Below are 26,444 nucleotides of genomic sequence, written 5' to 3' on the forward strand. Positions count from 1 at the left end.
AGTTCGACTAGGGTCTAGCTCCTTCATTGGGGCCGGGGGCCCCGTGCGTCAGGGGAGGATGGACGCCCGCTCGCGCGGCTGCACGGGACGCAAACGCGTCCGGATCGACTGCGGCTTGTTCTCGAACATGGCGGCGTAGTTGGTGGCGTTGGCCAGCACGTTGCGCACGTAGCCGCGGGTTTCGGAGAACGGGATCGATTCGACGAAGATCGCCCCTTCCATCGGCTGGTCCAGCACGCCGCGCCAGGCGCGCGAGCGCGAGGGCCCGGCATTGTAGGCGGCCGTGGCGAGGATTTCGTCGCCGTCGAAGTTCTCCAGCACCATGTTCATGTAGTTGGCGCCGAGCGTGATATTGGTCCGCAAGTCGTTCAGCATGCTGTGCACGAAATTGTCCATCCCGATCTTGGCCGCCACCCACTTGCCGGTGGCCGGCATCACCTGCATCAGGCCGGAGGCGCCGACGCCGGAACGCGCATCGGTAATGAAGCGCGATTCCTGGCGGATCAGGCCGTAGACCCAGGCTTTATCGAGGCCCAGGCCCTGCGCGGTCGGGTGCAGGACGTCCAGGTGCGGCGCCGGGAAACGCTGTGTGTAGTCGAGTTCGGTACGCGTGCGCAGCGAGGTTTCGACGGTACGGTCGAGCAAATCGTTGCGGCGAGCGAGTTCGCCGGCGGCCCGCAACTGACGGTCAGACATGCCGCGCAGCGCCCAGTTCCATTCGCGGTTGCCGTCGGCGCGCAGGCGCAGGGCGTAGAACTTCAGGGCGCGCTGCAGGCTCGGGTTGGCATTGCTTGATGCCAGTTCTTCGTTGCTGATCGGCTGGGCCGGCGGCGGCGCCACCACCTGGCGGCCGAGGTCGTCCAGCGCAAGCTGGCCGTAGAAATGGTGCTGGCTGGCGATGCGCTCGAAACCGGCATTCGCCTCCGCCATGCGGCCGTCGTGCTTGTCGGCGCGCGCCAACCAGTAGACCCAGGCGCTGTCGGCGCGCAAATTTGGCGGCATCGCCTCGATGGTGGCGCGTACGGTTTTCCAGTCGCTGCGGCGCAGGGCGATGCGGGTCTTCCACTGCAATTGCTCATTGGTGAGCTGGATGCCGTTGGCGCGCTGCCAGTAGGTGGCGGCGTCCGGCGACAGGGCAATCGAGGCGGCGTGGGCGATGCTGGCCCAGCCGGTCGCGCGTTCCTGCGCGCTCAATTGCGGGCTGTTCTTTTCCAGGGCGATCGTGGCCAGCTTGAGGCTGGTGCGCGCCATGCGGCCGACCGCCACCAGGTAGACGGCGCGCTCGGCACGGGTCTTGCCGATGCCGCGCGCCATCGCCACCGCCGGCGTGTCCACCGCCTGGGCGGCGCGGGTGTCGGAGGCGCCGAGCAATGCGGCGGCGCGCCGCGCCGGACCGGTGGCATTGGCCTCTCCCGCCAGGCGCAGCTGCCACAGCAGGTCGTCTTCGCTGAACTGGCGGCTTTGCGCCAGCTGCGCGATCAGGGCGGCGCAGGCCTCGCCGTAATTAGCCGGGCTGAGCAGCACGGCGCGCGCTTCCTGCGCCACCGCTTCGCCGCGGCTGGCGCGCGCCAGCAGGGTATAGCAGCGCAGTTGCAGGTTGCTGCCGGCCAGTTGGCCGATTTCGCGCTCGAACGTGGCCCAGTCGCCGCGGCGCCCGAGTTCGAGCAGCCACTCGCTGCGCATCAGCTCGGCAGCGGCCGTGCCCTCGTGGCGGCGCAGCACCTCGCGGATTTCCTCGGCCGTGGCGTTGGCGCCGGCGCCGCTCATCCTGGGTTTCAGACGATAATAGTCGACATAGGACGCCAGCGGATAGTCGGGCGGCAGGCGCGATGCGAGGGCATTGGTGCGCGCGGCGTCATTCTGGCGCGCGGCTTCGCGCAGCAGCAGGAAGGTGTCGTCGTCGGCACGATTGTCTTGTGCCGGCGGGGCGCCGGGTGCGCCCGGCACGGTCGGTGCGCCGGATGGGACCGGCGGTACGGCCTGCGGCGCAGATTCTGCGTGGACTGTGCTAGAAGACAGCGTCCACAATGAAAACACAACAGCAAGGGCGACCGGCAGCGAGCCGGTTGTCAATCTCGATTGAAACATCCACAACTCTCAATATACGCTGCATTCAAACCATGACCGGCGAATCAAGAATACCATGTGCCCCCGGGCTACTACCAGAAGCAGGCGCAAGCGCCACGCTCGATAAGCCACAGTTGCGCCGGACGCTCAAGGAGCGGCGCCGCGCCATCGACCACGCCACCAAGCTTGCCTGGGACGACCGCATCGGGGCGCGCGTGCTGGCATGGTGGCATGCGAATCCCGGTGCTGCATTGGCTGTGTACTGGCCGCTGGCGGGCGAGCCCGACCTGCGTCCAGCCTACGCGGAATTGGCGGACGCAGGCGTACGGCTGGCCCTGCCTGTCGTGCTGGCGCGCGATACGGCGCTCGGATTTGCCGAATGGGTGCCGGGCGAGCCGACCGTGGCGGACAGCCTGGGCGTGGCGGTGCCGGCGGAATTGCGGATGATGGACAGGCCGGATGCGCTCCTGGTGCCCTGCCTGGGTTTCGATGCGCGCGGCTACCGGCTAGGGTATGGGGGCGGGTTTTACGACAGGACGCTGGCCCCTGTACCGCGTCCGAGAACGTTGGGGATTGCTTATTCCTGCCAGCTGGCGGAATTCGGGATCGGGGAGTATGACATTCCGCTCGACGAGATTGTTACGGAATTGGAATGATGTTCGGCGCCTGGAGCACTCAACCGTAGGGTGGGCGGCTCTACCCAGAGAATGTGATTAGTCCGGACGGCGCCGCCGCCCACGCGTTCAACCAGCGGAAGAACGGACGCGCGGGCAGCAGAACTGGGATTTGAACGCGTGGGCGGCGTTGACTGCGCCTCGATGCACCTACCCGGATGGAGCCGCCCACCCTACGGACCGCGGTCCATCCAGCACCGCGGCCATCACAACAATTACTTGACGAGCCTTTGCCAGATCGCGGTGGTCGCCGCCGCCTGGTTCATGCTGTAGAAATGCAGCCCCGGCGCGCCGCCCGCCAGCAGGCGCTCGCACAGGCTGCTCACCACGTCCAGGCCGAAGGCCTTGATCGAGGCGGTATCGTCACCGAAGCTGGCCAGCTTGTTGCGTACCCAGCGCGGGATCTCGGCGCCGCACATGTCCGAGAAGCGCATCAGCTGCGTGTAGTTGGTGATCGGCATGATGCCCGGCACCACCGGCACGTCCACGCCCAGCTTGCGGGCGTTGTCGATGAAGTCGAAGTAGGCGTCCGCGTTGTAGAAATACTGGGTGATGGCGGAATTCGCGCCGGCCTGGATCTTGCGCGCGAAGGCCTGCAGGTCGTCCTGGGGCGAACGGGCCTGCGGATGCATTTCCGGATAGGCCGCTACTTCGATGTGGAACCAGTCGCCGGTTTCCTTGCGGATGAACTCGACCAGCTCGTTGGCGTAGCGGAACTCGCCGCCGCCGCCGTAGCCGCTCGGCAGGTCGCCGCGCAGCGCCACCACGCGGCGGATGCCATTGTCCTGGAACTGCTGCAGGATGGCGCGCAGCGATTCGCGGGTGCCGCCGACGCAGGACAGGTGCGGGGCCGCTTCATGGCCGGCCGATTTGATCTCGAGCACGGTCTGCAAGGTGCCCTGCTGGGTGGTGCCGCCGGCGCCGAAGGTCACCGAGAAATAGGTGGGCTGCAGCTCGGCCAGCTTCTGGCGCACGACGCGCAGCTTTTCCGCGCCTTCCCCGGTCTTCGGGGGGAAGAACTCGATACTGAAATTAGGAGTTTCCATCTTTGTCTTTGAGGAGCAAGGTAGAAAGCGCCCACGAAATGATGCTGTACAAAATCGCTGCAATGAAGGCGGACCAGAATCCGGCTACTTCGAAACCCTCGATCCAGTGCGACACCAGCCAGAACAGGAAGGCGTTGATGACGAGGATGAACAGGCCCAGCGACACCACCGTCACCGGCAGGGTCAGGATCACCAGGATGGGACGGATCAGGGTATTGACCAGTCCGAGCACGAGCGCAGCGATCAGCGCGGTCGTGAAATTGGTGACGGCGACGGAAGACATCAGGAACGGCAGGGCCATCAGGGCCACGGCATTGATCAGCCAGGTAATGAGCAAGCGCATCGTATCGACTTTCGTGGTACGCGGGCGCTTTTACCGCTTGCGTGGTGAAAACGCCCGGCTGTTGAAAAAACGGGCGCTGGGTTGTGGAAAACGCAGCGCCCGCATCGAACTACCTATTGATTAATAACGGTAGTGGTCCGGTTTGTACGGACCTTCCTGCTTCACCGAGATGTAGGCGGCCTGCTCTTCGGTCAGCGTGGTCAGCTGGGCGTTGAGCTTCTTGAGCTGCAGGCGGGCAACCTTCTCGTCCAGGTGCTTCGGCAGAGTGTAGACGCCGACCGGGTACTTGTCGGTGTTAGCGAACAGTTCGATCTGGGCGATGGTCTGGTTCGCGAACGACGAGCTCATCACATACGACGGGTGGCCGGTACCGCAGCCCAGGTTCACCAGGCGGCCTTCGGCCAGCAGGATGATGCGCTTGCCATCCGGGAAGATCACGTGGTCGACCTGCGGCTTGATGTTTTCCCACTCGTATTTCTTGATCGCCGCGACTTCGATCTCGTTGTCGAAGTGGCCGATGTTGCAGACGATGGCCTGGTCCTTCATCTTGAGCATGTGCTGCTCGGTGATGACGTGGTAGTTGCCGGTGCAGGTAACAAAAATGTCGCCATGTTCGGCGGCGTAGTCCATGGTCACCACGCGATAGCCTTCCATCGCGGCCTGCAGCGCGCAGATCGGGTCGATCTCGGTGACCCACACTTGCGCCGAGAGCGCGCGCATGGCCTGGGCCGAGCCCTTGCCGACGTCGCCGTAGCCGGCGATCACGGCGATCTTGCCGGCGATCATGACATCGGTCGCGCGCTTGATGCCGTCGACCAGCGATTCGCGGCAGCCGTACAGGTTGTCGAACTTCGACTTGGTGACCGAATCGTTGACGTTGATCGCCGGGAAGGCCAGCTTGCCTTCCTGGTGCATCTGGTACAGGCGGTGCACGCCGGTGGTGGTCTCTTCGGTCACGCCGAGGATGCACGGCAGGCGCTTCGAGTACCAGGCCGGATCACGTGCCAGGCGGCCCTTGATCGAGTTGAACAGGCAGATTTCTTCTTCCGAGCCCGGCTTGTCCAGCACCGAGATGTCCTTCTCCGCGCGCACGCCCAGGTGCAGCAGCAGGGTGGCGTCGCCGCCGTCGTCCAGGATCATGTTGGCATGGTTGTCGCCCGGCCATTCGAAGATGCGGTGGGTGTATTCCCAGTACTCGTCCAGGGTCTCGCCCTTGACGGCGAACACCGGGGTGCCGACCGAAGCGATGGCGGCGGCGGCGTGGTCCTGGGTAGAGTAGATGTTGCACGATGCCCAGCGCACTTGCGCGCCGAGGGCTTCCAGGGTGCGGATCAGGACCGCGGTCTGGATGGTCATGTGCAGCGAACCGGCGATGCGCGCGCCCTTCAGCGGCTGGGCGCTAGCGTATTCCTCGCGGATCGCCATCAGGCCCGGCATTTCGGTTTCTGCAATGCGGATTTCCTTCTCGCCCCAGGATGCCAGGGAGATGTCTGCGACGTGGAAATCGTTGATGTCTTTGAGTACGGCGCTCATCACGCCCTCCTTTCAATGGTTGAAAAAAGTAACGTGAGCGCGGTTGCTGATATCCGAGCCTGGCGAAGAGGAATCTCTTCGTCGCAACGCTCCTCGGAACGGGTGAGTTTACCACGAGTGGCAGCAGACGTGGCTGCCACTGTTGTTCACATGCAGCCTCGCCCGGGACCGTACTGGCCCCAGGCGGACTGGACATGCATCAGGCCAGGCCGGCCTCGGCGCGCAGCAGCGCCGCCTTGTCGGTGCGCTCCCAGGTGAACTCCGGCTCTTCGCGGCCGAAGTGGCCGTAGGCGGCGGTCTTGGCGTAGATCGGGCGCAGCAGGTCGAGCATCTGGACGATGCCTTTCGGGCGCAGGTCGAAGTGTTCCATCACTAGCTGGGCGATCTTTTCGTCCGAGATGAGGCCGGTGCCTTCGGTGTACACGGTGATGTTGATCGGACGGGCCACGCCGATCGCGTAGCTGACCTGCACCTGGCACTGGCGCGCCAGGCCGGCGGCCACGATGTTCTTGGCGACATAGCGCGCGGCGTAGGCTGCCGAGCGGTCGACCTTGGACGGATCCTTGCCCGAGAACGCGCCGCCGCCGTGCGGGGCTGCGCCGCCGTAGGTGTCGACGATGATCTTGCGGCCGGTCAGGCCGCAGTCGCCCTGCGGACCGCCGATGACGAAGCGGCCGGTCGGGTTGACCAGGAACTTGGTGCCTTCCAGCCATTCACGCGGCAGGACCGGCTTGATGATCTCTTCGATGACCGCTTCTTCGATCTGCGAGTGGGTCACGTCCGGGTGGTGCTGGGTCGACAGGACCACGGTGTCGACGGCGACCGGGCGGCCGTCGACGTAGCGCAGGGTGACCTGCGACTTGGCGTCCGGACGCAGCCATGGCAGGCGGCCGTCCTTGCGCAGCTGCGACTGGCGCTCGACCAGGCGGTGCGAGTAGTAGATGGCGGCTGGCATCAGTTCCGGGGTCTCGTCGCAGGCATAGCCGAACATCAGGCCCTGGTCGCCCGCGCCCTGGTCCAGATCCAGGCCCGCGCCTTCGTCCACGCCCTGGGCGATGTCCGGCGACTGCTTGTCGTAGCAGACCATGACGGCGCAGCCACGATAGTCGATGCCGAAATCGGTGTTGTCGTAGCCGATGCGCTTGATGGTGTTGCGCGCTACCTGGATGTAGTCGACGTTGGCGTGGGTGGTGATTTCACCCGCCAGCACCACCAGGCCGGTGTTGCACAGGGTTTCGGCGGCGACGCGGGCGCGCGGATCCTGTTCCAGGATGGCGTCGAGGATGCTGTCGGAAATCTGGTCGGCGACCTTGTCGGGGTGGCCTTCGGAAACGGATTCGGAAGTGAAGAGGTAGTCGTTGGACATGGTGGCTCCGGTTACTGCTGTGTTGTATACATGCCGCAGCAACGGTTGCCTGCGACGCTTTAGCGACATTTATATTCCGCTTCGCAAGTTGTCTATTAACTCGGCGGATCCTGCATAAAGTGGTATTTTACGCTTCCTTCGAGAATTTTGCTCTACCGAGCACTGCTCTTTCAACCCTGGTCAATTCGCATGTTAGTTTTTTTATTCCGTGCACTATCGGTATTTCCATTGCCGTTTCTGCATGCCCTCGGCGCAGCCCTCGGCTGGCTCGTCTATCTGCTTTCCGGTTCGTACCGCCGGCGCCTGCGCGCCAACCTGGTCCAGGCCGGCTATGAACAACACCTGAACGCCGCCGTCGCCGAAGCCGGCAAGGCCATCATCGAACTGGCCTTCGTCTGGTGCGCCGACCCGACACGCGTGGCCCGCCACGCCAGCGTCGAGAATTGGGACCTGGTGCAGCAGCGCCTCGATGCCGGCAAGGGCATCGTGTTCCTGACGCCACACCTGGGCTGCTTCGAGATGACGGCCCAGCAGATCGCCCTGCAGACCGCCCTGACCGTCATGTACCGCCCGCCGAGGAAGAGCGCGCTGAAACCATTGGTGGAAGGCGCCCGCGCCCGCCACAACCTCAAGCTGGCGCCGGCGACCCTGTCCGGTGTGCGCATCCTGGCCAAGACCCTGAAATCCGGCGAACCGATCGGCCTGCTGCCCGACCAGGTGCCGCAGGAAGGCGAAGGCGTGTGGGCGCCCTGGTTCGGCCGTACTGCTTACACCATGACCCTGCCTGCAAAATTAGCGCAGCTGGGCAAGGCCGACATCCTGCTGGTGTATGCCGAGCGCCTGCCGCACGGCCGCGGCTACGTGGTGCGCTTCGTGCCCTTCGAGGGCAGCCTGGAAGGCACGGCCGCCGAGCAGGCGGCCTCGATCAACCGCGCCATGGAGCAGCTGATCGCGCGCTGCCCGGCGCAGTACTTCTGGAGCTACAACCGCTACAAGCAGCCCGAGGGCGTGGCCGGTCCGGAAAGCGAGGCCGCGGCATGAGGCTCCTGCTCGGTATTTTGTGGCTGCTGCACTTCCTGCCGCTGCCCATCCTGGGACGCCTCGGCGAAGCGGTCGGCAGCCTGATGTTCCTGATCATGGGCAAGCGCCGCCGCATCACCCTGACCAATCTGCGCCTGTGCATGCCCGAGAAATCGGAGAGCGAACGCCATGCGATCGCGAAACAGCATTTCCGCGCCTACGCGCGCAGCATCTTCGAGCGCTCGATCCTGTGGTGGGCGCCGGAAGCGCGCGTGCGCAGCTACATCCAGGTCGAGCCAGGCGTGCCAAAGGCCGAGATGGAAGCCGGCCCGACCATCCTGCTGTGCCCGCATTTCGTCTGCCTCGACGTGGCCGGCGTGGCCTCGCGCGTGATCCCGGTATGCAGCATGTACGTGCCGCAGAAGAACGAAGCCTTCGACAAACTGCTGCGCCATGGCCGCGAACGCTACGGCCCGGTGCGCCTTGTGACGCGCAAGGAAGGCATCAAGCCGATCCTGCGCGCGCTGCGCGACGGGCTGCCCTACTTCATGCTGCCGGACATGGACTTCGGCGAGAAGGATGCCGAGTTCGTGCCCTTCTTCGGCATCCCGGCCGCCACTCTCACCGCACTGGGCCGCATCGCGGCCACCACCGGCGCCAAGGTGATCCCGGTGGTCGCCACCTACCTGCCGAACTACCAGGGTTGGCGTGTGCGTTTCTACCCGGCGTGGGAAAATTACCCGGGCGACGACATGGTCGAGGCGACCCGCCGCATGAACGCCTTCATCGAGGAGCGCGTGCGCGAGGCGCCGGCGGAGTACTTCTGGACCCATAAGCGCTTCAAGACCAGGCCGCCCGGCGAGCCCTCGTTCTACGACTAATTAAGCTGCGCTAATCCTTTTAGGATTGAATTAAGCTGGACTGAACCTATGAAACTGAAATTCACCAAGATGCACGGCGCGGGCAACGACTTCATCGTCGTCGACGCCATTCACCAGGACGTGAACCTGAGCACCGAACAATGGCGCCGGCTGGCCGATCGCCGTTTCGGCATCGGCGCCGACCAGATCCTGGTGGTGGAGCGCCCGGTGAGCGAGGGCGTCGATTTCCGCTACCGCATCTTCAACAGCGACGGCGGCGAGGTCGAGCAGTGCGGCAACGGCGCGCGCGCCTTTGCCCGCTTCGTCAGCGACAAGGGTTTATCCGGCGAGAAAAGCATCCGGGTGGAGACCATGAAGGGCATCATCGCCCCGCGCCTGGAAGAAGACGGCAGCGTGACCGTGGACATGGGCGCGCCGCGCCTGGACCCGGCCGAGGTGCCATTTGATGCCGCCGGCCTGGACGGCTCGCTTGAGGCCGAAGACACCACCTGGCCGCTGTCGGTGGACGGCAAGACCGTGTTCGTGTCGGTGGTCTCGATGGGCAACCCGCACGCGGTGCAGGTGGTCCAGGATGTCGACACCGCGCCGGTGGAGAGCATGGGGCCCGCGATCGAAACCCATGCGCGCTTCCCGAAGAAGGTAAACGCCGGCTTCATGCAGGTGCTGGACCGCCACCACGTCAAGCTGCGCGTGTTCGAACGCGGTGCTGGCGAGACCCTGGCCTGCGGCACGGGCGCCTGCGCGGCCGTGGTGGCCGGCATCCGGCGCGGCCTGCTCGATTCGCCGGTGCGCGTGTCGGCGCGCGGCGGCGAGCTCAGCATTGCTTGGGCGGGCGTGGGCCAGCCGGTATATCTGAGCGGTCCGGCGGTGACCGTGTTCGAGGGCGAAGTCGAGCTCTGACAGCGCACCTCGGCCCTGGATCACCAAGGAGATGCTTCCGACATGAACATTTGCACATGGATGCGGGCGCTTCCCGCGTTTCAAGACAGCATGTGGCGGCGAGTTCTCGTCTTCGGCATGCTATGCACTTGCCTTGCACAGATGAATGCAGCCGCGGCATCCGGCACCTCGGAAGACTTCGCCGTGCTGAAGCAGCAGCATTGCGGGGACGGGACCATGATGCAGATGAATCTGTGCATGAGCCGGGAAGCGAAAGAATCCGACGAGCGCCTGAATTTGGTGTATGCAAGGCTGATGCAGGCGCTCGCGGAGCCGCGCAGCTTACGAGCCGCCCAGCGGGCCTGGATCGCCTTCCGCGATGCCGAATGCAAGTTCCAGACTGCAGGGAGCAAGGGCGGCAGCATCCATAATTTCTCGGTCACGCTATGCCTGATGCAGCTGACCGAGCAGCGCATCGCGGCACTCGAGGATATCCGGCCATGCAATGGCTGCGTCCAGTTCAAACGCAGCTACGACAAGCCGGAGGCGTTCCGCCTGCCAAAGCGACAACGCGTTCCCGCATCGATGCACCCCTGAACGGACCGGGGCAGCCCGGCGCCGCCGGCTGTTCCGTCCGGGCTCAGGCCGCCAGACCGATCTCCTCCGTCCCATCCCCATCGTCCTCGCCTTTGGCGGGCATGCCAACCAGCGTCCGCAGCCGGTACAGCCGCTGCCGGTAATTCCCCTCCGGCCCCGACGGCCCGCAATCGATCCCTTCGAACAGGCGCGCGACGCGATCGAGCGCATGGCGTTCCTGCGCCGTCTCGACCAGCACCAGGCGGCGCTTGCTGCGGCCGTAGCTGGCGCGGATGTCGATCACCAGGCAGTGGCCCTGGTCGGCGGCGGACACGTCCAGCAGCAGCGCTTCCGCCCGTGACAGGCTGAACAGCGCCGCGAGTTCCAGCCGCGCGTGCAGCAGCGGGTGCGCCTGCAGCGCTTCCTCGTGCCCGGCCAGCAGCTTGCCGGTCTCGACATAGGGGGGCGTGTCCAGGCGCGGGGCGATCTTGCGCAGCAGCACCAGCGCCTCGGCGCAGCCCTGGGCGGCCGCCTTCTGCAGCCAGTAGGCGGCGCGGACGTCGTTGTTTTCGTTCTCGCGGCGCGCCCGCCAGGCGTTGTGCCCGCATTCGAGCTGGGCGTCGCGATAGCCCATCTCGGCCGCGCGCTCGAGGTAGCGCTGGGCATCGGCAACATTGCGTTGCGAGAACTCGGGCTTGATATAGATGCGCGACAGGGCATACCAGGCCTGGGCCAGGCCCTGTTCGCCCGCCAGGCTCAGCCAGCGGATCGCCTTCTTGAAATTGGCGGCGCCGCCACCGCCGGCGATGCGGCGGCCGTCGACACCCATGCGCGCGCAGCGCAAGCCCATCGCCAGCTGGGCGTGGCGGTCGTGTTCGGCCGCGGCGAGCTCCCAGAAGCACAGCGGTTCGCCCGGCGCAGGCGTGACGCCATGCCGCACCGGTCCGTGTTCGCCCTGCCCGCCTTCGTGGAAGGCGCTGTCGTCGAGCAGGCGGGCGACGCGCGACAGCAATGCGATGTCGGCCGGCGCCAGCCGCTGCACGCCATCCTGGCTGGCGGCGGTACGCACGAGCGTGCGCGCCAGCGGCAGCGCGCGCGCCAGGTAGTCGTCCCAGCGCCCGGCGTCCCAGGCCTGCTCGAGCACGGCGGACTGGGCAGCGGCGACGCCGCTGTCGGCCGTGCGCCGCAGCCAGGCCTGGGCGGATACCGGCGCAGTCCCGGCACCGGCAGCCGCGCCGGCCAGCCGTCCCGGTGCGGCGTCGCGCCGGCGCGCCAGCAGCCATTGGGCATCGGGAAAGCCGGCGCGGGCGGCGTCTTCGAGCGCACGCAAGGCCTTGGCGGATCCGGGAGTATCGGGGGTGGCGCCGGGGGCGCTGCCGTCGCCCAGCACCAGCTGCGCGAACACGAGCCCCGCATGCACGCTGCCGTCGTCATAGGCGCGTTCGTACCAGGGGGCGAGCGCCTGGGCGCTGGGCTGGGCCAGCGCGAGCGGGATATGGTTGCCGATCAGTTGCCAGGCCTGCCGGCATTCCTGCCGCGCGGCGCGCTCGAGCCAGTGCAGCGCGGTCGGCAGGCTCTGCGGCAGACCGGCGCTGCCGAACAGGTAGAGCTTGCCCAGCTCGAGCTGGGCAGCGGCCTGCCCGGCACGTGCGTTGCGTATGATCGCCAGTTCTTCGCGGTTCGCCATTGTTGCTTGTCTTGGTATGGAATCGGCCAGCGCGGTCAGGCGGACTGGAGCGGGAATCACGCTCGAACGATGGCAAGAAAAGGCGCTGCCGCAGGACGGCCCCACACCAAAAAGTTTGCCAATATACAAGGATTCCCGACCTGCCGTCGCCGCGCACCTCGGTTTGACGCAGAGTCTACGGCGTCATTGCGGCCGTTCTGCTCGAATTCCGGCCTTCCTTGAGGCGGCGCAAACTGCTCAATTGATGAGCTCGACGCTTTCTTTGAAGCAATTTGTTACATCTTCGTGATCTGCGTTTCAAAAATACAACAGCACGATTGGATTTATTGGCTTTCGACCAACCCCGCCCTTCATAATTGACAAAACCGACAATCTTGACGACTCAAGGATTTAAGGTGCAGTTATCCGGGCATTCAGTTTTTTACGCCTCAATGCCGGGATAGCTGAGATTCACTTAAGAAAAAGGAAACACAATGAAACACTCCCTCCTGGCCGCAGCACTGCTTGGCGCATTCGCTGCCGGCACCGTGCACGCACAAACCTCGGTCCAGATCTACGGCACCATCGACGCAGGCGTCATCAAGCGCAGCGGCGAAAGCCTCAACATCGGCAAGCGCGCCTCGAACACCCTCGGTTTCAAGGGCACTGAAGAACTGGGTAACGGCCTCAAAGCACTGTTCCAACTGGAAATGCGTTACGAGCCGGACACCGGCACCAATGAAATCGGCAGCAACGGCACCCAGCGTCCGCTGTTCCAGGGCCAGAGCCGCGTCGGCCTGCAGGGCGACTTCGGCATGGTCCGCATCGGCCGCGGCCTGAGCCCGTTCCACGAAACCGTGGGCGCCTTCGAACCCTTCCACGCTTCGCCGAGCCCGGCCGGCTTCTGGACCGACCTGGCCGTCGCCGGCTACAGCTCGCAGCCGCTGGACGTGCAGGGCTATTCGAGCAACCGCTTCTCGAACGCGGTCTGGTACAACTCGCCGGTCACCAGCGGCTTCCAGCTGAATGCCGCCATCGCCACCAAGGAAGGCGGCGGCGGCCCGGCCGTCATCGGCCGCGGCACCCCGGCAGCCCCGCAGTACCCGGTGGGCGCCGAAGCATCGGCCAACCCGTTCTCGATCACCGGCACCTACAACAACGGTCCGGCAGCCTTCATGGCCGGCTACGAGCGCAACGCCATCGAATCGAAGGTCTGGTCGATCGGCGCCTCGTTCTCCGCCACCCCGGAACTGAAGCTGATGGGCCTGTACACGAAGCAGGACCAGGAGCACAACCGCTTCGCCAACGCCAACACCACCGCATGGGTGCTGGGCGCGAACTACACCATGGGCCCAGGCAAGTTCCTGGCCGGCTATGGCCAGAAGGACGTCGATGGCCTGCAGAAGGTCAAGCAGCTGTCACTCGGCTATGAATACAGTCTGTCGAAGCGCACCTACCTGTACGTCGATGCGTCGCGCAAGAAGGGCATCAACGCCCTGCAGTCGACCGTCAACCACTACGACGTGGGCGTGAATCACTCGTTCTAAGCCGTATCCGGAGGACAGGCCCGCCGCCTGTCCTTCCAAGGGGCGGACATGGGCAACCATGCCCGCCCTTTTTTTGCCCTGTTTTTGTAGTTTTTAAGCAACGCCGGTCAAGACGCCGGGGCCTCCTGCATCCGGGGCCTGTACAGTGCACTGAAGCAATGGCATATTGGCAAGGCGCGTAACAAAACGCTCGTTCGCAAAATTAATGGAGACCCAATGAAGAAAAGTATCCTGGCCGCGCTGCTCGGCACCTGTTTCGCAATCCCGGCCTTCGCGCAGACCAGCGTGCAGATCTACGGTATCGCCGACGCCGGCGTGATGTGGCAAAAGGGCGGCCCGACCAAGATCTATAGCGGCGGCGCCGACGGTTCGCGCATCGGTTTCAAAGGCACCGAGGATCTCGGCAACGGCTACAAGGCAATCTTCAATCTCGAAGCACGCGTCGAGCTCGACACCGGCACCCAGCAGCCGACCCTGATGAACGACAATCCGGGCACCTACCTGCTGCGCGGCATGAACGGCATCCCGCCGGCGATCCTGGGTCGCCTGCAATCCCTGATCCAGCCGCCGGGCGGCCCGGCCGTCAACCAGGAACGCGCCCTGTTCGACCGCACCGCCATGGTCGGCCTGATCACCCCGGTGGGCGCCGTCCTGCTGGGCCGCATGTACACCCCGGGCTATGAAGTCTTCAACAAGGCCGACACCTTCGAATCGGGCACCGGCGGCACCTGGGGCCACGTGACCGGCGGCACCGCGGGCTTCACCGCGCTGGGCGCCGACATCCGCTCGCAGGAAGCCATCCAGTACCGCATCGCCCTGCCGAACGGCATCGGCGGTTCGCTGATGTACGGTCCGAAGGGTTCGGGCTACCTGGGCCGCTACAACAAGTTCCGCGCCGGCGCCATCACCTACACCGCCAACGGCTTCGACGTCGGCATCGGCTACAACCACGGCTACGACCAGCAGAACCGTCCGAGCCTGCGCACCACCACCGTGGGCGGCTCCTACCAGTTGAACGAGACCTGGAAACTGTTCGCCGGCTTCCACAGCCAGCGCAACACCAACTCGGTGCTGATGGCCGACTACACCGCCGGCTGGGACGCGGGCGTGACCCCGGTCCTGACCCAGCAGGGCGTTCCGGCCGCCAACCAGGCTGCACTGCGCAACATCTTCGTGAACGCGCTGCGCAACAACACCCAGCAGGACGCCAACAGCTACCAGGTGGGCGCGCACTACAAGATCGGCAGCGGCCGCATCATGGCCCAGTACGCGCACCAGAACGACCGCACCGCCACCAACAGCGACGCCAACCTGTACGCGATCGGCTACGACCACTTCCTGTCGAAGCGCACCGACCTGTACACCGTCGCGGCCTTCATCAAGAACAAGGGCCTGGCACAGTACTCGCCGGGCACCTCGGGCAACCCGGGCGGCTTCACCGAGACCCCGGGCGCAGACGGCCGCGCACTGCAAGTCGGCATCCGCCACCGCTTCTGAGAGGGCGCCCAACAATTCCCCCCATGGCTGCGTTGCATCGTCTCGCCGTACTAGCGTACTGTCTTCGACGATGCGCCTTGCCCTGGGGGTTGTGTTGAACGCCCAAACAGAGCAGAGAGACGCCCTCCTGGGCGTCTTTTTTTATGTCCGTTGCTCTACTTCCCGTCAGGTAGAATGGCGGACGGATATCTTTCACCTCGAGCTTTCATGACCACCGATACGATCGACGCCAACGCCGTCGCCCAATACCTCATCGACCACCCGCAATTCTTCGAGGAGCACGCCGGCCTGCTGGGCGAAGTGAAGCTGTCGAGCCCGCTGACCGGCCGTGCCGTGTCGCTGCAGGAGCGCCAGATGGAGGTCATGCGCGACAAGTACCGCGTCCTCGAACTGCGCCTGGCCGAGCTGACCCGCCGCGCCGAGGAAAACCACGCCATCGCCAACCGCTTCCACGCCTGGAACCAGGCCCTGCTCGCCTCCAGGGGCGACGCCGCCATGCCGCGCGACCTGGTCGACGCGCTGCGCACCGAATTCATGGTGCCGCAGGTGACGCTGCGCTTGTGGAACCTGAAGCCGGAGCATGCCGATGCCTGGTTCGCCAATGGCGTGTCGGACGATGCCCGTCTGTTCGCGGCCAGCCTGCGCGCGCCCTACTGCGGCCTGAACAACGACTTCGAAGCGGTGCGCTGGCTCGACGACCCGGCCGCGGTGCGCTCGACCGTCCTGATGCCGCTCACGGCCGGCGGCAAGACCTTCGGCCTGCTGGTGCTGGGCGCCCCGAACGACGACCGCTTCACCGCGACCATGGCGACCGACTTCCTGGTCCACATCGCCACCACCGCCAGTACCGCGCTGGCCCCGCTGCGCGCCTGACGGCCATGGAGGCAGCGGCGATGGACTGGCCGAGCCGCTACCTGGGCGAGCTGGCCACCCAGCGCCAGCTGTCGCCGCACACGGTCGCGGCCTACCGCCGCGACCTGGCGGAACTCGCTACCCTGGCCGGCCACGAAGACTGGCCGACGCTGACCCACCACGACATCCGCCGCTTCGCGGCGAAAATGCATGCCGGCGGCCAGTCGGCACGCTCGATCGCGCGCAAGCTGTCCGGCTGGCGCGGCTTCTACGACTGGCTGTCGCGCCAGATGACCCTGCCGGCCAACCCGGTCGAGGGCGTGCGTGCGCCACGCCGCCCGAAAACCCTGCCCAAGGCCCTGTCGGTCGACGACGCGGTGCAGCTGATGGAAGCCAATGCCAAGGGCCATTCCGAGCCGGCCGAGCTGTGCGACCGCGCCATGTTCGAGCTGCTGTATTCGAGCGGCCTGCGGGTGTCGGAACTCGCCGGCCTGGACATGGTCTATACCGAAGCCGGCAATGGCATGCCCGCCTCGCTCGGTTGGCTGGACCTGCAGGCCGGCGAAGTGGTCGTCACCGGCAAGGGCGGCAAGATGCGGCGCGTACCCGTCGGTGCGCCGGCGCGCTCGGCACTCTCCGCCTGGCTGGCCGTGCGCCCCGCGCCGCGCGACGGCAGCGCCGCGCTGTTCCTATCAAGTCGCGGCAGCCGCATCACGCCGCGCGTGGTGCAGACCCGCCTGAAGGCGCATGCGCTGCGCGCAGGCACGCCGGTGCACGTCCACCCGCACGTGCTGCGCCACTCCTTTGCTTCGCATGTGCTGCAATCCTCGGGGGATCTGCGCGCGGTGCAGGAACTGCTGGGGCACGCGAGCATTACCTCGACGCAGATCTACACGGCCCTCGACTTCCAGCATCTTGCCGCTGTCTACGACAAAGCCCATCCAAGGGCCAAGGCAAAGTAAAACGCCCAAGACGATTGCAACGTCCAAGAAGGCCACCAGTGCAAGGCGGGTCGTCGAGACAGTACGTTAGTACGGCGAGACGACCCAACGCAGCAATGGGTGACTTATTGGACGTTGAGCTGTGTCAAGACGCTGCACGGTTGGTTGATGGTGAAGTTGCACGAAATCCGGCATAATCCCCCGATTCTCCCGCCTTGATGCGGGCGCAACTGACGGCAAAGCGAACATGGAACCCATCCCAAGCACCATCCTCACCGGCTTCCTCGGCGCAGGCAAGACCACTCTCCTCAACCGCATCCTGCACGAGGAGCATGGCCTGCGTATCGCGGTCATCGAGAACGAATTCGGCCAGGAAAACATCGACAACGACATCCTGGTGCGCGACACCGGCGAGCAGATCGTCGAGATGAACAACGGCTGCATCTGCTGCACCGTGCGCGGCGACCTGATCGTGGCCCTGACCAACCTGGCCCAGAAGCGCGCCGCCGGCGAGATCGCTTTCGACCGCGTGGTGATCGAGACCACCGGCCTGGCCAACCCGGGTCCGGTGGCGCAGACCTTCTTCGTCGACGAAGAAGTGGGCGCTAACTACATGCTCGACGCCGTGGTGACCGTGGTCGATGCGCGCCACGCGATGGACCAGCTGGACCGCCACGAGGAAGCCCAGCGCCAGGTCGGCTTCGCCGATAAGATCCTGCTCTCCAAGACCGACCTGGTCGATGCCGCCGCCGTCGATGCCTTGACGTCGCGCCTGCACCGCATCAACCCGCGCGCCCCGATCTCGCTGAGCGACTTCGGCCGCGCCCCGATTTCCGAGGTGCTGGACCTGCGCGGCTTCAACCTGAACGACAAGCTCGAGCTGGATCCGGACTTCCTGCGCGCCGAGGAAGGCCACGATCACGACCATGATCACGAGCACGGCGAACACTGCGGCCACGACCATGCCCATGGCGAGGCCTGCAATCACCACGACCACCACCACAGCCACCACACCGACGACATCGCCGCCTTCGTCTTCAAGAGCGAACGCGCCTTCGACCCGGAACGCCTCGACCAGTTCCTGGGCAGCATGGTGCAGGTCTTCGGACCGCAGATGCTGCGCTACAAGGGCGTGCTGTCGATGGCCGGCGCGGACCGCAAGGTCGTGTTCCAAGGCGTACATCAAATCATGGGCAGCGACCTGGGCGCAAAGTGGGGCGAAGGCGAGACCCGCGGCAGTAAAATGGTGTTTATTGGTAAAAATTTACCAAAAGACGTATTTATCAGCGGACTTGAACAGTGTTTGGTATAAACTACATCAGTTTTGCGGGCAAGTCCGGGCCCGCCTGACGACCTGCCACGGTAGTTGGCAGGCCGGGCGCCAGCGCTAGCGCGCCGGCGCATCCGGGCATCGTCCCACCCGCCAGCCGCATGCGGGCCCGGGACAGGCAGTGAAGGACGGCAGCCGCCGTCCGGGGCAGCAAGCCTTGGCAGGCGCCTGTTGCAAAGGTGCTAATGTTGAGTTTGCTGCTAATATGAAAACCTCTGTCGTATCGAAGGCATCATGACTAAAACAACGAAACCGAATACCGCCGCGCAGCTCGAAGAACGCCTTCTGACGGAAGAAGAAATTCGGGCGATGAGCGACGACGACTACATGAATCCGGCACAGCTCGCGTTCTTCCGCAACCGCCTGCAGGAGCTCGAGAAGGAACTGCTGAAGAATGCCGGCGAGACCACCGAACACCTGCGCGAAACCGTGCTGGTACCGGACCCGGCCGATCGCGCGACCATCGAAGAAGAACACGCGCTGGAACTGCGCACCCGCGACCGCGAACGCAAGCTGCTCAAGAAGGTCCAGCAATCGCTGCAGGCCATCGAGAACGGCGAGTACGGCTACTGCGACGAAACCGGCGAACCGATCGGCGTCCCGCGCCTGATCGCCCGTCCCACCGCGACCCTGTCGCTGGAAGCCCAGCAGCGCCGCGAACTGAAGCAGAAACTGTACGGCGACTGATTCCCGTCCACCCCTACCGAAAAAAGCATGCACCGCAAGGCGCATGCTTTTTTGTTTTGTGAAGCGCAGGATGCGTCGTGCATACGTTTCATTTCCTATGGGATACACTAGCAGAAGTGCGCGTGTGCGCAGCACGTGCCGCTCGCAGCCGTGCTACCGTCGTGGCTTGCCGAACTTGTTCAATTATCCATTGGGACCATGGGGCTGTTCTCCTTCCTGAAGAAAAAGAGCGACACGCCAGCAGACGAGGAACTTCTCGTCGTGGACACGCGCCTGCGCGCCGGCGAGCCCTCGCGCCTGGAGTCGGAAGCCGAACGCGAACGCCAGCGCGCCATCGCCCGCGCCACCGCGGCCAAGATCGACGAGATCGAGCTGGAAATGAGCTCCGCCATCTTCGACGACGAACCGGCTTGGGGCAGCACGGCGCGCCGCCCCGCCGCAGCGGCTGCCGTCCCTGAGCCTGCTCCCGGCCTGGACGAGCTGCCCGACGCCGCGGCCGTGCCCGCCACCGCGCCGGCCGTCGAGGAAGGTGCCATCCTCTACGCCAACGGCCAGGCCGCCGCCGCCGAAAGCCTGCTGCGCGACAGCCTGACGGACTTCGGCCGCATTGAGCGCCTGCCCTGGTGGATGCTGTTCGACCTCTACCAGGCCACCGGCCAGGAAGCCCGCTTCGAGAGCATCGCCATCGACTACGCCAGCCATTTCGAGACCTCACCGCCGGCCTGGCAGCCGCCGCCCCCTGCGCAGGACGTCCCCCAGCTTACCGGGGTGGCCGCCACCGAAAGCTTCGGCCCCGTCCTCGACGGCGGCATCGCCCCGCGCCTGCAGCGCCTGCTCGCCGCGCATGCGCCGCTGGTGCGCGTCGACGTCGGCGCGGTGCGCAGCGCCGATGCGACAGGCTGCACCCTGCTCCTGAAGGCGCTGCAAACGCTGCGCAGGGAAGGACGCGAACTGGTGCTGGCCGGCGCCGACGCCCTGATGGCGACCCTGCGCCCCATACTGGCGGTGGGCGACCGTACGGCCGGCGAAGCGCCCTGGCTGCTGCTGCTGGAATTGCTCCTGCTGTCCAACCGCGAAAAGGATTTCGAGGAATCGGCGATGGATTACTGCGTCACCTTCGAGCTGTCGCCGCCCTCGTTCGAGACGCCCAGGCACGTGTCGACCGCGGCCCCCGCCCCGGTGGCGGGCGACCGCTTCCTGCTGCCGCCGCTGGCACTGGGAGACTGCGCGGCATTGCTGGACGCCGTCGACGCCTACGCCGAAGGGCGCGAGATCCTGGTGCTGGACTGCTCGCGCCTGGCGCGCATGGACTATGCCTGCGCCACCGCGCTGCAGGGCCGCTTGCGCGTGCATACGGAACAGCAACGGCGGGTCGAGCTGCGCGACCTGAACCACATGGTCGCGGCCCTGCTGCGCCTGCTCGGCTACACGCACGACGGGGGCAGTATCCGTCTTTACCCGCACCGATACTGAAGTCCGGTTTTTCCTGCGCGACAGTTTTTGGCCGCGCTTGTCTTGCAATTCAATGCACCCACCCCATCTGCGGGTGGCTAGACAACCACGAGGCTAAAAATGGAACAATTTCACGGCACCACCATCGTCAGTGTGAGGCGCGGCAGCGAGGTCGCGCTGGGCGGCGATGGCCAGGTCACGCTGGGCAACGTCGTCATGAAGGGCTCTGCGCGCAAGGTGCGCAAGCTGTACCAGGGCAAGGTCCTGTGCGGATTCGCCGGCGCCACCGCCGACGCCTTTACGCTGCTCGACCGCTTCGAAGCCAAGCTGGAGAAGCACCAGGGCAACCTGCTGCGCGCCTCGGTCGAACTGGCCAAGGACTGGCGCACCGACCGCATGCTGAGCAAGCTGGAAGCCATGCTGCTGGTCGCCGACAAGGAATCGACCCTGATCCTCACCGGCAACGGCGACGTCCTCGAGCCGACCGACGGCATCGGCGCGATCGGCTCAGGCGGCGTGTACGCCCAGTCGGCGGCCAAGGCCCTGTACGAGAACACCGAGATGTCGCCCGAAGAGATCGTGAAGAAATCGCTCACCATCGCAGGCGAGCTGTGCATCTATACCAACCTGAACCACATCATCGAGACCCTGGAATGAACCAGTCCCCCATCATGAACATGACCCCGCCCGAGATCGTCTCGGAACTGGACAAGCACGTGGTCGGCCAGGGCAAGGCCAAGCGCGCGGTCGCCATCGCGCTGCGCAACCGCTGGCGCCGCCAGCAGGTCGCCGAGCCGCTGCGCCACGAGATCACCCCGAAGAACATCCTGATGATCGGCCCGACCGGTGTCGGCAAGACCGAGATCGCGCGCCGCCTGGCCAAGCTGGCCGACGCGCCCTTCATCAAGATCGAAGCGACCAAGTTTACCGAGGTCGGCTACGTCGGCCGCGACGTCGACACCATCATCCGCGACCTGATCGACATCGGCGTGAAGCAGACCCGTCTGAGTGAGCAGAAGAAGGTGCGCCAGCGCGCCGAGGATGCGGCCGAAGACCGCGTCATCGACATCCTGGTGCCGCCGGCGCGCGACTTCGGCTTCAACGTGAACAACGGCGACAGCAAGGAAGGCGACGCCACCCGCCAGACCTTCCGCAAGCGCCTGCGCGAAGGTTCGCTCGACGACCGCGAGATCGAGATCGACGTGGCCGACGCGGCCCCGCAGATGGAAATCATGGCGCCGCCGGGCATGGAAGAAATGACCGAGCAGATCAAGTCGATGTTCGCCGGCGTCGGCAACGCACGCAAGAAGCCGCGCAAGATGAAGATCAAGGACGCGATGAAGCTCCTGGTCGACGAGGAAGCCGCCAAGCTGGTCAACGAGGACGAGCTGAAGCAGAAGGCGATCGCCAACGTCGAGCAGAACGGCATCGTGTTCCTGGACGAGATCGACAAGATCGCCACCCGTTCCGAACACGGCGGCGCCGACGTCTCGCGCGCCGGGGTGCAGCGCGACCTGCTGCCGCTGGTCGAAGGCACGACGGTGAACACCAAGTACGGCATGATCAAGACCGACCACATCCTGTTCATCGCCTCGGGCGCGTTCCACTTATCTAAACCTTCCGACCTGATCCCGGAGCTGCAGGGCCGCTTCCCGATCCGCGTCGAACTGGAATCGCTGTCGATCGAAGACTTCAAGAGCATCCTGACCTCGACCGACGCCAGCCTGACCAAGCAGTACGAAGCGCTGCTGGCCACCGAAGGCGTGAAGGTCGTATTCACGGACGACGGCATCCATCGCCTGGCCGAGATCGCGTTCTCGGTCAACGAGCGCACCGAAAACATCGGCGCGCGCCGCCTGTACACGGTGATGGAAAAGCTGCTCGAGGAGATCTCGTTCACGGCCGGTCTTGAAAAGGACCAGACGGTCACCCTCGACGCGGCCTACGTCAACGCACGACTGGACGCGCTATCGGTCAACGAAGACCTGTCGAGGTACGTGCTGTAATGCGCGTACTGTAATTTCTAAAAAAGGAGGACTGGCGATGGCAAACAAGGCACTGGCGACGCGGCAGAAGATGCGGCTGCGGGTGGAGCCATCCCAGAACTTCGGCAAGCCGCGCAATCCGATCGCGGCGCTGGCCAAGGCCCGCTCGGCGGGGGCGCACGCCAAGCCGCTGTCGAGCGAACGGCAAGAGGCCAAGCGCATGCTGAAGAAGGCGAAGCTGGTTGCGGATGACGATGAGTAACTGAGCCGCTTCTTCCTTTCGACATACTTTCCCCTTGGCGGGCCGCGCAAGCGTGCCCGCCTTTTTTACGTCCGTCCCTGCCGCCTGCGGCTGCGGTGTGGTATCGCCGCCCTCACGATCTTGCTTACTCGACAATTCACAGGTACATTCAGTCGACATTACATATTTACTGCAGGAACACCATGAGTTCACCGGAACTGGTCCTCTACGTGCTGCGCGCCGAACTGCGCACCGCCAACATCACCTACAAAGACCTGGCCGGGCGCATCGGCGTCAGCGAATCGAGCGTCAAGCGCATGTTCGGCCAGAAGGACATGGCGCTGTCGCGCCTGGCGCAGATCTGCCAGGTGACCGGCATCGCGCTGGAAGACGTGCTGCGCCGCGCCGCCGACTCGCGTCCCCAGGCCGACTTCCTCACCCTGCCGCAGGAAACCTCGCTGGTCGCCAACCCGCGCCTGCTCCTGATGGCGATCTGCTGCCTCGGACACTGGTCGCTGGGACAGGTCACCGAGACCTACCGCCTGACCGAGCCGGAGTGCATCACCCTGCTGGCCGAACTCGACCGGCTCGGCCTGATCGAACTGAAACCGCTGAACCGCTACAGCCTGCGCGTCTCGAACGCCTTCCGCTGGCTGCCGGACGGCCCGGTACAGCGCTTCTTCCGCGAGCACGTGGTCGAAGACTATTTTGCGGGCAGGTTCGACCGTCCCGGCGAGGCGCTGATGTGCCTGCCCGCGCGCCTGTCGAGCGCCAGCGCCCAGGAGCTGACCTCGAGGATCGAGCAGCTGGCCGGCGAACTGGCGCGCCTGCACCGCAACGACCGCCGCCTGCCGCCGCAGGAGCGCGACGGCTATACGCTGCTGGTCGGCTTCCGGTCCTGGGAGTTCGCCGCATTCACCGCACTGAGGCGCGCATGACCGCGGCGATCGATACCGGCCGGCGCAAGCGCCTGACCTTCTGGGGCGCCGACGAGAACGACGACAGCCTGCCGCGCGCAGTGATGGCGGGCCGCAAGACGGTCACCGCCGACACGGTCGAGGACTACTACAAGCCCTACGGCGAATACGGCGACGGCGGCTACGAAGCGGGCGACCTGATCGAAGTCTACGACCTGAAGCAGCGCCTGCGCTGCCTGATCCACGCGACCAAGGTGCAGCGCATCCGCTTCGGCGACATCCCGGAAGAAGTCTGGCGCGGCGAGACCTTCGCCAGCGCACAGGAATTCCAGGAAGTGCACATCCGCTGCCTGCCGCAGTACGAGCTGCACGACGACTTCGAATTCGTCACCCTGCATTTCGAGCTAGTCGAAGTGATCCAGCGCTGAGCTGTTTTCCCGGCTGCTGTATCATGCGCATCCTGAAGACGAAAGCCGCGCATGCTCACCATTACCATCAAGCAGGGCAAGGAAAAGGCCATCCTGGCCGGCGACCCCTGGATTTATCTTTCCGCCATCGACAAGGTCGAGGGCAAGCCCGCCGAGCGCAACAAGGCGGGCGCCACGGCCATCGTGCAATCCTCGTCGCGCCAGTTCCTGGCGCGCGCGGCCTACAACGCCAAGTCGCAGATCGCGGCCCGGGTCTGGACCCTGCGCGAGGACGAGCCGGTCGACCACGCCCTGATCAAGCGTCGCGTACAGGCTGCCGTGCTGGCGCGCGTCGACGTGTTGCGTGACGCCGATCCGGAGGCGCTGGTCCAGCTCATCGACGGAGACCAGACCGGCTTGCCCGGCCTGCTGGTGCACAGCCATGGCGGCGCCGCGGGCTACCTGGTCTGCCAGTTCAATGCCGCCGGGGTCGACCTGTGGAAGGTGCCTGTCGTGCAGGCGCTCATCAAGGCCACCGGCTGTCCGAATGTGTACGAGCGCAGCGACGAACTGGTGCGCAAGGCCGAAGGACTGCCCGTCACGCGGCGGGTACTGGCCGGCGAGGAACCGCCCCAGCGCCTGATGGTGCGCGAAGGAGGCCGGCTGCTGCCGATGGACATTCGTACCGGGTTCACCTACCCGCGTTGATCCTCACATAGACACCCGTGTGCCGGACGTTGATGCCGCCGCAGTCACCATCATCGTCCGCCACGAGATAGCGTCCGATCCGGGTAAGCACCACCTGGCACGCCCCCTCGGCGGCGCTCGCCTTGGCCCCCTGCACCTCCAGCAGGCCGTGCATGCCGCCGAAGTTCGCGCGTGGCTCGCCATTCGGTCCGGCGCCGCCATCCCAGCGCAGCGTCGACTCGATCTGCATCCGGCCAAGGCCTGGCGCCGGCCAGATCCGGATCGTGCCGGCGCCGTCCGACCAGGTGCCGAGCCAGTCGCGCACCGGATCGAGCGGAGCCGCCGGATCCAGAACAGCAGGTGCAGGTTGGCCCACAGGCCGGCGCCGTCGACCTTCCTGACCCGCTCAAACAGCGCATGGTGGTTCACCCAGTAGATGCCGACGTAGACGAAGCTGAGCGCATAGCGCAGCCAGCTGGACAGTACTTCCGCCAGGTCGGCGGGCGGGTAGGCCTGGATCTGGATGCTGCAGCAGCCGGTCATCTTCGGCAGGGCGGGCACCGGCTGGGTCCGCGCTGCGATGGGTCGGCAGCTCAGTTGCGCTTGACGACGGCGCCGCCCTGGATCACGGCCGGCGTTTCCAGCAACTGCACGTTTTCCAGGGGGTTGCCCTGCACCGCCACCAGGTCGGCGTAGCGGGCAGTCTAAGGCGCCAGTGGCGCGTTAGACGGTCATGCCGGGCAGGGCGATACGGGTGCCGGCCTTGCCGGGCGCAGCGGCGGGCGTGGCGGACGCGGGCTTGACGCTGACGATGCGGCCGCCGCGCACCAGAATCTCGGGGTTCTGGACCATGCGGCCGGTGCGCACGTCCAGCAGGCGGTCGGCGGTGATGGTGACCTCGGCGGCCTGTGCGCAGACCAGCTCAGGGCAGCCAGGCAGGCCAGGACGATGCGCGAGACCAGGGGTGTGGCGCGCAGGATATTCGGACGTTTCAAGGGCTGGCTCCGACATGATGAATTAACAAGATGCAAGCTTACACCGGGATATGCCCTGCCCGTCCCAAAAAAACGCCGCATCGCTGCGGCGTTCCGGCTTACTGGGTCGGGTTCGGTTCCCCCACCGGGCTGTTCACCGCCCGGGTCGGGGGCGGCATCTGCACCTGGTTCGGCGGCGGCGGGTTCTGGCCCTGCTGTCCTTGCTGCTGTCCCTGTTGCCCTTGCTGCGGCTGGGTCATGGTCGGATCGGGCGGCGGAGGTGCATCCTGCGCCGGCAACGCGGGTTCCGGGGTGGTCAGCGCGACCCCGCCGCCCGGTTGCTGCTGCATGTTCCCCGGGGCGGCCACGACGCCCGGCGCGGTCTGCGGCTCGACACCCGGCGGCGGCGCGGCGGCCACCGGCTGCGGCATCGGCGGCGCCATGCCGGGCTGGCTGGAGGCGCCCGTGTCGGGCGCCAGGTCGACGCGTTTCATGACGCCGCCTTCGGACAGCATCACGTATTTCGGATGCACCTCGGCCACTGTCACGCCCGGCACGATCTCGCGGCCGATCCGCACCGCCTTCGGCGGCGAACCCTCGGCCACCAGGATCACGGCGCTGTTGCTGCCGGCCGAAACGACGCCGGTGAGCTGGTAATTGGAGATCGCCACCGCGGTCGGCTGGCCGCCGAACAGGTAGGCGGCGGCTTCCGGATTCGGCTCGGCCTGGGCCATGGCCGGCGCCGGCGCCAGCGGACGCTGCTCGGGCTTGTACAGCTGCAGGAACCAGTAGGCGCTTGATGCCACCAGCAGGATCAGTGCGAGCAGGGTGAGGAGGAGAGGCAGACGCTTGTTCATGGTTTCCTTCTTGTTCTTG

The 26,444-nt window shown here is 65.7% G+C and carries 28 protein-coding genes, 1 pseudogene and 1 riboswitch; of the genes and pseudogenes, 19 read left to right on the forward strand and 10 right to left on the reverse strand.

Features of this window, described 5'->3' with window-relative positions; translation table 11 throughout:
* Positions 1-48: 48 nt before the first annotated feature.
* Complete coding sequence (locus B2R83_RS05325; protein ID WP_292038859.1) at positions 49-1,947, reverse strand: lytic transglycosylase domain-containing protein; 1,899 nt, start codon at positions 1,945-1,947, stop codon at positions 49-51.
* A gap of 80 nt (positions 1,948-2,027) precedes the next feature.
* On the opposite strand from B2R83_RS05325, the gene B2R83_RS05330 reads away from it, so the two are divergent.
* Positions 2,028-2,723 (forward strand): 5-formyltetrahydrofolate cyclo-ligase, encoded by a 696-nt coding sequence (locus tag B2R83_RS05330; protein WP_307189178.1) that lies wholly within the window; start codon positions 2,028-2,030, stop codon positions 2,721-2,723.
* Between the two features lie 233 nt (positions 2,724-2,956).
* Here B2R83_RS05330 and metF read toward each other — a convergent pair whose 3' ends face one another.
* Together metF and B2R83_RS05340 are read right to left on the reverse strand one after the other, a co-directional pair.
* The gene (gene metF / locus B2R83_RS05335) at positions 2,957-3,787 is read right to left on the reverse strand and encodes a methylenetetrahydrofolate reductase [NAD(P)H] (RefSeq protein WP_027868192.1); all 831 of its coding nucleotides are present in this window, start codon (positions 3,785-3,787) and stop codon (positions 2,957-2,959) included.
* Positions 3,774-4,130, reverse strand: a complete 357-nt coding sequence (locus B2R83_RS05340; protein WP_285377928.1) for a phage holin family protein — start codon at positions 4,128-4,130, stop codon at positions 3,774-3,776. Before B2R83_RS05340 ends, metF begins: the two co-directional genes overlap by 14 nt.
* Here B2R83_RS05340 and B2R83_RS05345 point away from each other — a divergent pair.
* A complete protein-coding gene (locus B2R83_RS05345) occupies positions 4,117-4,254 on the forward strand; it encodes a hypothetical protein (RefSeq protein ID WP_292038866.1) in 138 nt (45 codons plus the stop codon). The two genes, B2R83_RS05340 and B2R83_RS05345, sit on opposite strands and share 14 nt — an antisense overlap.
* Here B2R83_RS05345 and ahcY read toward each other — a convergent pair.
* Complete coding sequence (gene ahcY / locus B2R83_RS05350) at positions 4,251-5,663, reverse strand: adenosylhomocysteinase (protein ID WP_307189179.1); 1,413 nt, start codon at positions 5,661-5,663, stop codon at positions 4,251-4,253. The genes B2R83_RS05345 and ahcY overlap by 4 nt on opposite strands.
* A gap of 28 nt (positions 5,664-5,691) precedes the next feature.
* Positions 5,692-5,764, reverse strand: a riboswitch (S-adenosyl-L-homocysteine riboswitch).
* Positions 5,765-5,862: 98 nt separating this feature from the next.
* Entirely contained in the window at positions 5,863-7,029 is a 1,167-nt protein-coding gene (gene metK / locus B2R83_RS05355; protein ID WP_292038871.1) for a methionine adenosyltransferase, read from the reverse strand.
* A 183-nt stretch (positions 7,030-7,212) separates the two neighbouring features.
* Between metK and B2R83_RS05360 the strand changes: the two genes are divergently transcribed.
* From B2R83_RS05360 to B2R83_RS05375, 4 genes are read left to right on the forward strand one after another with little or no spacing between them, the layout of a single operon-like run.
* Positions 7,213-8,070 carry a lysophospholipid acyltransferase family protein gene (locus B2R83_RS05360; RefSeq protein ID WP_349681042.1) on the forward strand — a complete coding sequence of 286 codons (858 nt, stop codon included), beginning with the start codon at positions 7,213-7,215 and terminating at the stop codon, positions 8,068-8,070.
* The gene (locus tag B2R83_RS05365) at positions 8,067-8,930 is read left to right on the forward strand and encodes a lipid A biosynthesis acyltransferase (protein ID WP_209589557.1); all 864 of its coding nucleotides are present in this window, start codon (positions 8,067-8,069) and stop codon (positions 8,928-8,930) included. The genes B2R83_RS05360 and B2R83_RS05365 overlap by 4 nt, the downstream gene beginning before the upstream one ends.
* Positions 8,931-8,978: 48 nt before the next feature.
* A complete protein-coding gene (gene dapF / locus B2R83_RS05370; protein WP_292038876.1) occupies positions 8,979-9,830 on the forward strand; it encodes a diaminopimelate epimerase in 852 nt (283 codons plus the stop codon).
* Between the two features lie 42 nt (positions 9,831-9,872).
* Positions 9,873-10,406 carry a lysozyme inhibitor LprI family protein gene (locus B2R83_RS05375; RefSeq protein WP_292038879.1) on the forward strand — a complete coding sequence of 178 codons (534 nt, stop codon included), beginning with the start codon at positions 9,873-9,875 and terminating at the stop codon, positions 10,404-10,406.
* 43 nt (positions 10,407-10,449) lie between these two features.
* Here the strand turns inward: B2R83_RS05375 and B2R83_RS05380 are convergent, their stop codons facing one another.
* The gene (locus tag B2R83_RS05380) at positions 10,450-12,072 is read right to left on the reverse strand and encodes a tetratricopeptide repeat protein (RefSeq protein ID WP_292038880.1); all 1,623 of its coding nucleotides are present in this window, start codon (positions 12,070-12,072) and stop codon (positions 10,450-10,452) included.
* A gap of 473 nt (positions 12,073-12,545) precedes the next feature.
* Between B2R83_RS05380 and B2R83_RS05385 the strand changes: the two genes are divergently transcribed.
* The 13 genes from B2R83_RS05385 to B2R83_RS05445 all read left to right on the forward strand — a co-directional run bounded on the left by B2R83_RS05385 (position 12,546) and on the right by B2R83_RS05445 (position 24,615).
* A complete protein-coding gene (locus B2R83_RS05385) occupies positions 12,546-13,598 on the forward strand; it encodes a porin (protein WP_292038882.1) in 1,053 nt (350 codons plus the stop codon).
* Between the two features lie 216 nt (positions 13,599-13,814).
* Positions 13,815-15,095, forward strand: a complete 1,281-nt coding sequence (locus B2R83_RS05390) for a porin (protein ID WP_292038884.1) — start codon at positions 13,815-13,817, stop codon at positions 15,093-15,095.
* Positions 15,096-15,302: 207 nt separating this feature from the next.
* Positions 15,303-15,968, forward strand: coding sequence for a DUF484 family protein (locus B2R83_RS05395; protein ID WP_036205935.1), 666 nt, complete (start codon positions 15,303-15,305; stop codon positions 15,966-15,968).
* Between the two features lie 20 nt (positions 15,969-15,988).
* On the forward strand, positions 15,989-16,909 hold the full coding sequence (xerC, locus tag B2R83_RS05400; protein ID WP_292038887.1) for a tyrosine recombinase XerC: 921 nt from the start codon (positions 15,989-15,991) through the stop codon (positions 16,907-16,909).
* A gap of 226 nt (positions 16,910-17,135) precedes the next feature.
* The gene (locus B2R83_RS05405; protein WP_036205937.1) at positions 17,136-18,200 is read left to right on the forward strand and encodes a CobW family GTP-binding protein; all 1,065 of its coding nucleotides are present in this window, start codon (positions 17,136-17,138) and stop codon (positions 18,198-18,200) included.
* 252 nt (positions 18,201-18,452) lie between these two features.
* Positions 18,453-18,905, forward strand: coding sequence for an RNA polymerase-binding protein DksA (gene dksA, locus B2R83_RS05410; RefSeq protein WP_027867513.1), 453 nt, complete (start codon positions 18,453-18,455; stop codon positions 18,903-18,905).
* A 198-nt stretch (positions 18,906-19,103) separates the two neighbouring features.
* On the forward strand, positions 19,104-20,378 hold the full coding sequence (locus B2R83_RS05415; protein ID WP_292038890.1) for an STAS domain-containing protein: 1,275 nt from the start codon (positions 19,104-19,106) through the stop codon (positions 20,376-20,378).
* Between the two features lie 99 nt (positions 20,379-20,477).
* Positions 20,478-21,014, forward strand: coding sequence for an ATP-dependent protease subunit HslV (hslV, locus tag B2R83_RS05420; protein ID WP_292038892.1), 537 nt, complete (start codon positions 20,478-20,480; stop codon positions 21,012-21,014).
* Between the two features lie 14 nt (positions 21,015-21,028).
* Positions 21,029-22,363 (forward strand): ATP-dependent protease ATPase subunit HslU, encoded by a 1,335-nt coding sequence (hslU, locus tag B2R83_RS05425; RefSeq protein ID WP_292038928.1) that lies wholly within the window; start codon positions 21,029-21,031, stop codon positions 22,361-22,363.
* Positions 22,364-22,400: 37 nt separating this feature from the next.
* Positions 22,401-22,604: a hypothetical protein gene (locus B2R83_RS05430; protein WP_027867509.1), complete on the forward strand. Its 204-nt coding sequence runs from the start codon at positions 22,401-22,403 to the stop codon at positions 22,602-22,604.
* 182 nt (positions 22,605-22,786) lie between these two features.
* The gene (locus tag B2R83_RS05435; RefSeq protein WP_292038894.1) at positions 22,787-23,521 is read left to right on the forward strand and encodes a helix-turn-helix domain-containing protein; all 735 of its coding nucleotides are present in this window, start codon (positions 22,787-22,789) and stop codon (positions 23,519-23,521) included.
* The gene (locus B2R83_RS05440; protein ID WP_292038896.1) at positions 23,518-23,928 is read left to right on the forward strand and encodes an ASCH domain-containing protein; all 411 of its coding nucleotides are present in this window, start codon (positions 23,518-23,520) and stop codon (positions 23,926-23,928) included. The genes B2R83_RS05435 and B2R83_RS05440 overlap by 4 nt, the downstream gene beginning before the upstream one ends.
* 51 nt (positions 23,929-23,979) lie before the next feature.
* Positions 23,980-24,615, forward strand: coding sequence for an SAM-dependent methyltransferase (locus tag B2R83_RS05445; RefSeq protein ID WP_292038898.1), 636 nt, complete (start codon positions 23,980-23,982; stop codon positions 24,613-24,615).
* Here the strand turns inward: B2R83_RS05445 and B2R83_RS05450 are convergent.
* From B2R83_RS05450 to B2R83_RS05465, 4 genes and pseudogenes are all read right to left on the reverse strand, one after another.
* Positions 24,599-24,970: a hypothetical protein gene (locus tag B2R83_RS05450; protein WP_292038935.1), complete on the reverse strand. Its 372-nt coding sequence runs from the start codon at positions 24,968-24,970 to the stop codon at positions 24,599-24,601. The genes B2R83_RS05445 and B2R83_RS05450 overlap by 17 nt on opposite strands.
* 29 nt (positions 24,971-24,999) lie before the next feature.
* Positions 25,000-25,137, reverse strand: a pseudogene (locus B2R83_RS24020) (TMEM175 family protein); the annotation flags it as partial.
* A gap of 180 nt (positions 25,138-25,317) precedes the next feature.
* The gene (locus B2R83_RS05460) at positions 25,318-25,605 is read right to left on the reverse strand and encodes a hypothetical protein (RefSeq protein ID WP_292038900.1); all 288 of its coding nucleotides are present in this window, start codon (positions 25,603-25,605) and stop codon (positions 25,318-25,320) included.
* Between the two features lie 82 nt (positions 25,606-25,687).
* Positions 25,688-26,425, reverse strand: coding sequence for a hypothetical protein (locus tag B2R83_RS05465; RefSeq protein ID WP_209589542.1), 738 nt, complete (start codon positions 26,423-26,425; stop codon positions 25,688-25,690).
* Between the last annotated feature and the right edge of the window lie 19 nt (positions 26,426-26,444).

The organism is Massilia sp. UBA6681, assembly GCF_002454935.1.
Taxonomy (GTDB): domain Bacteria; phylum Pseudomonadota; class Gammaproteobacteria; order Burkholderiales; family Burkholderiaceae_D; genus Telluria; species Telluria varians.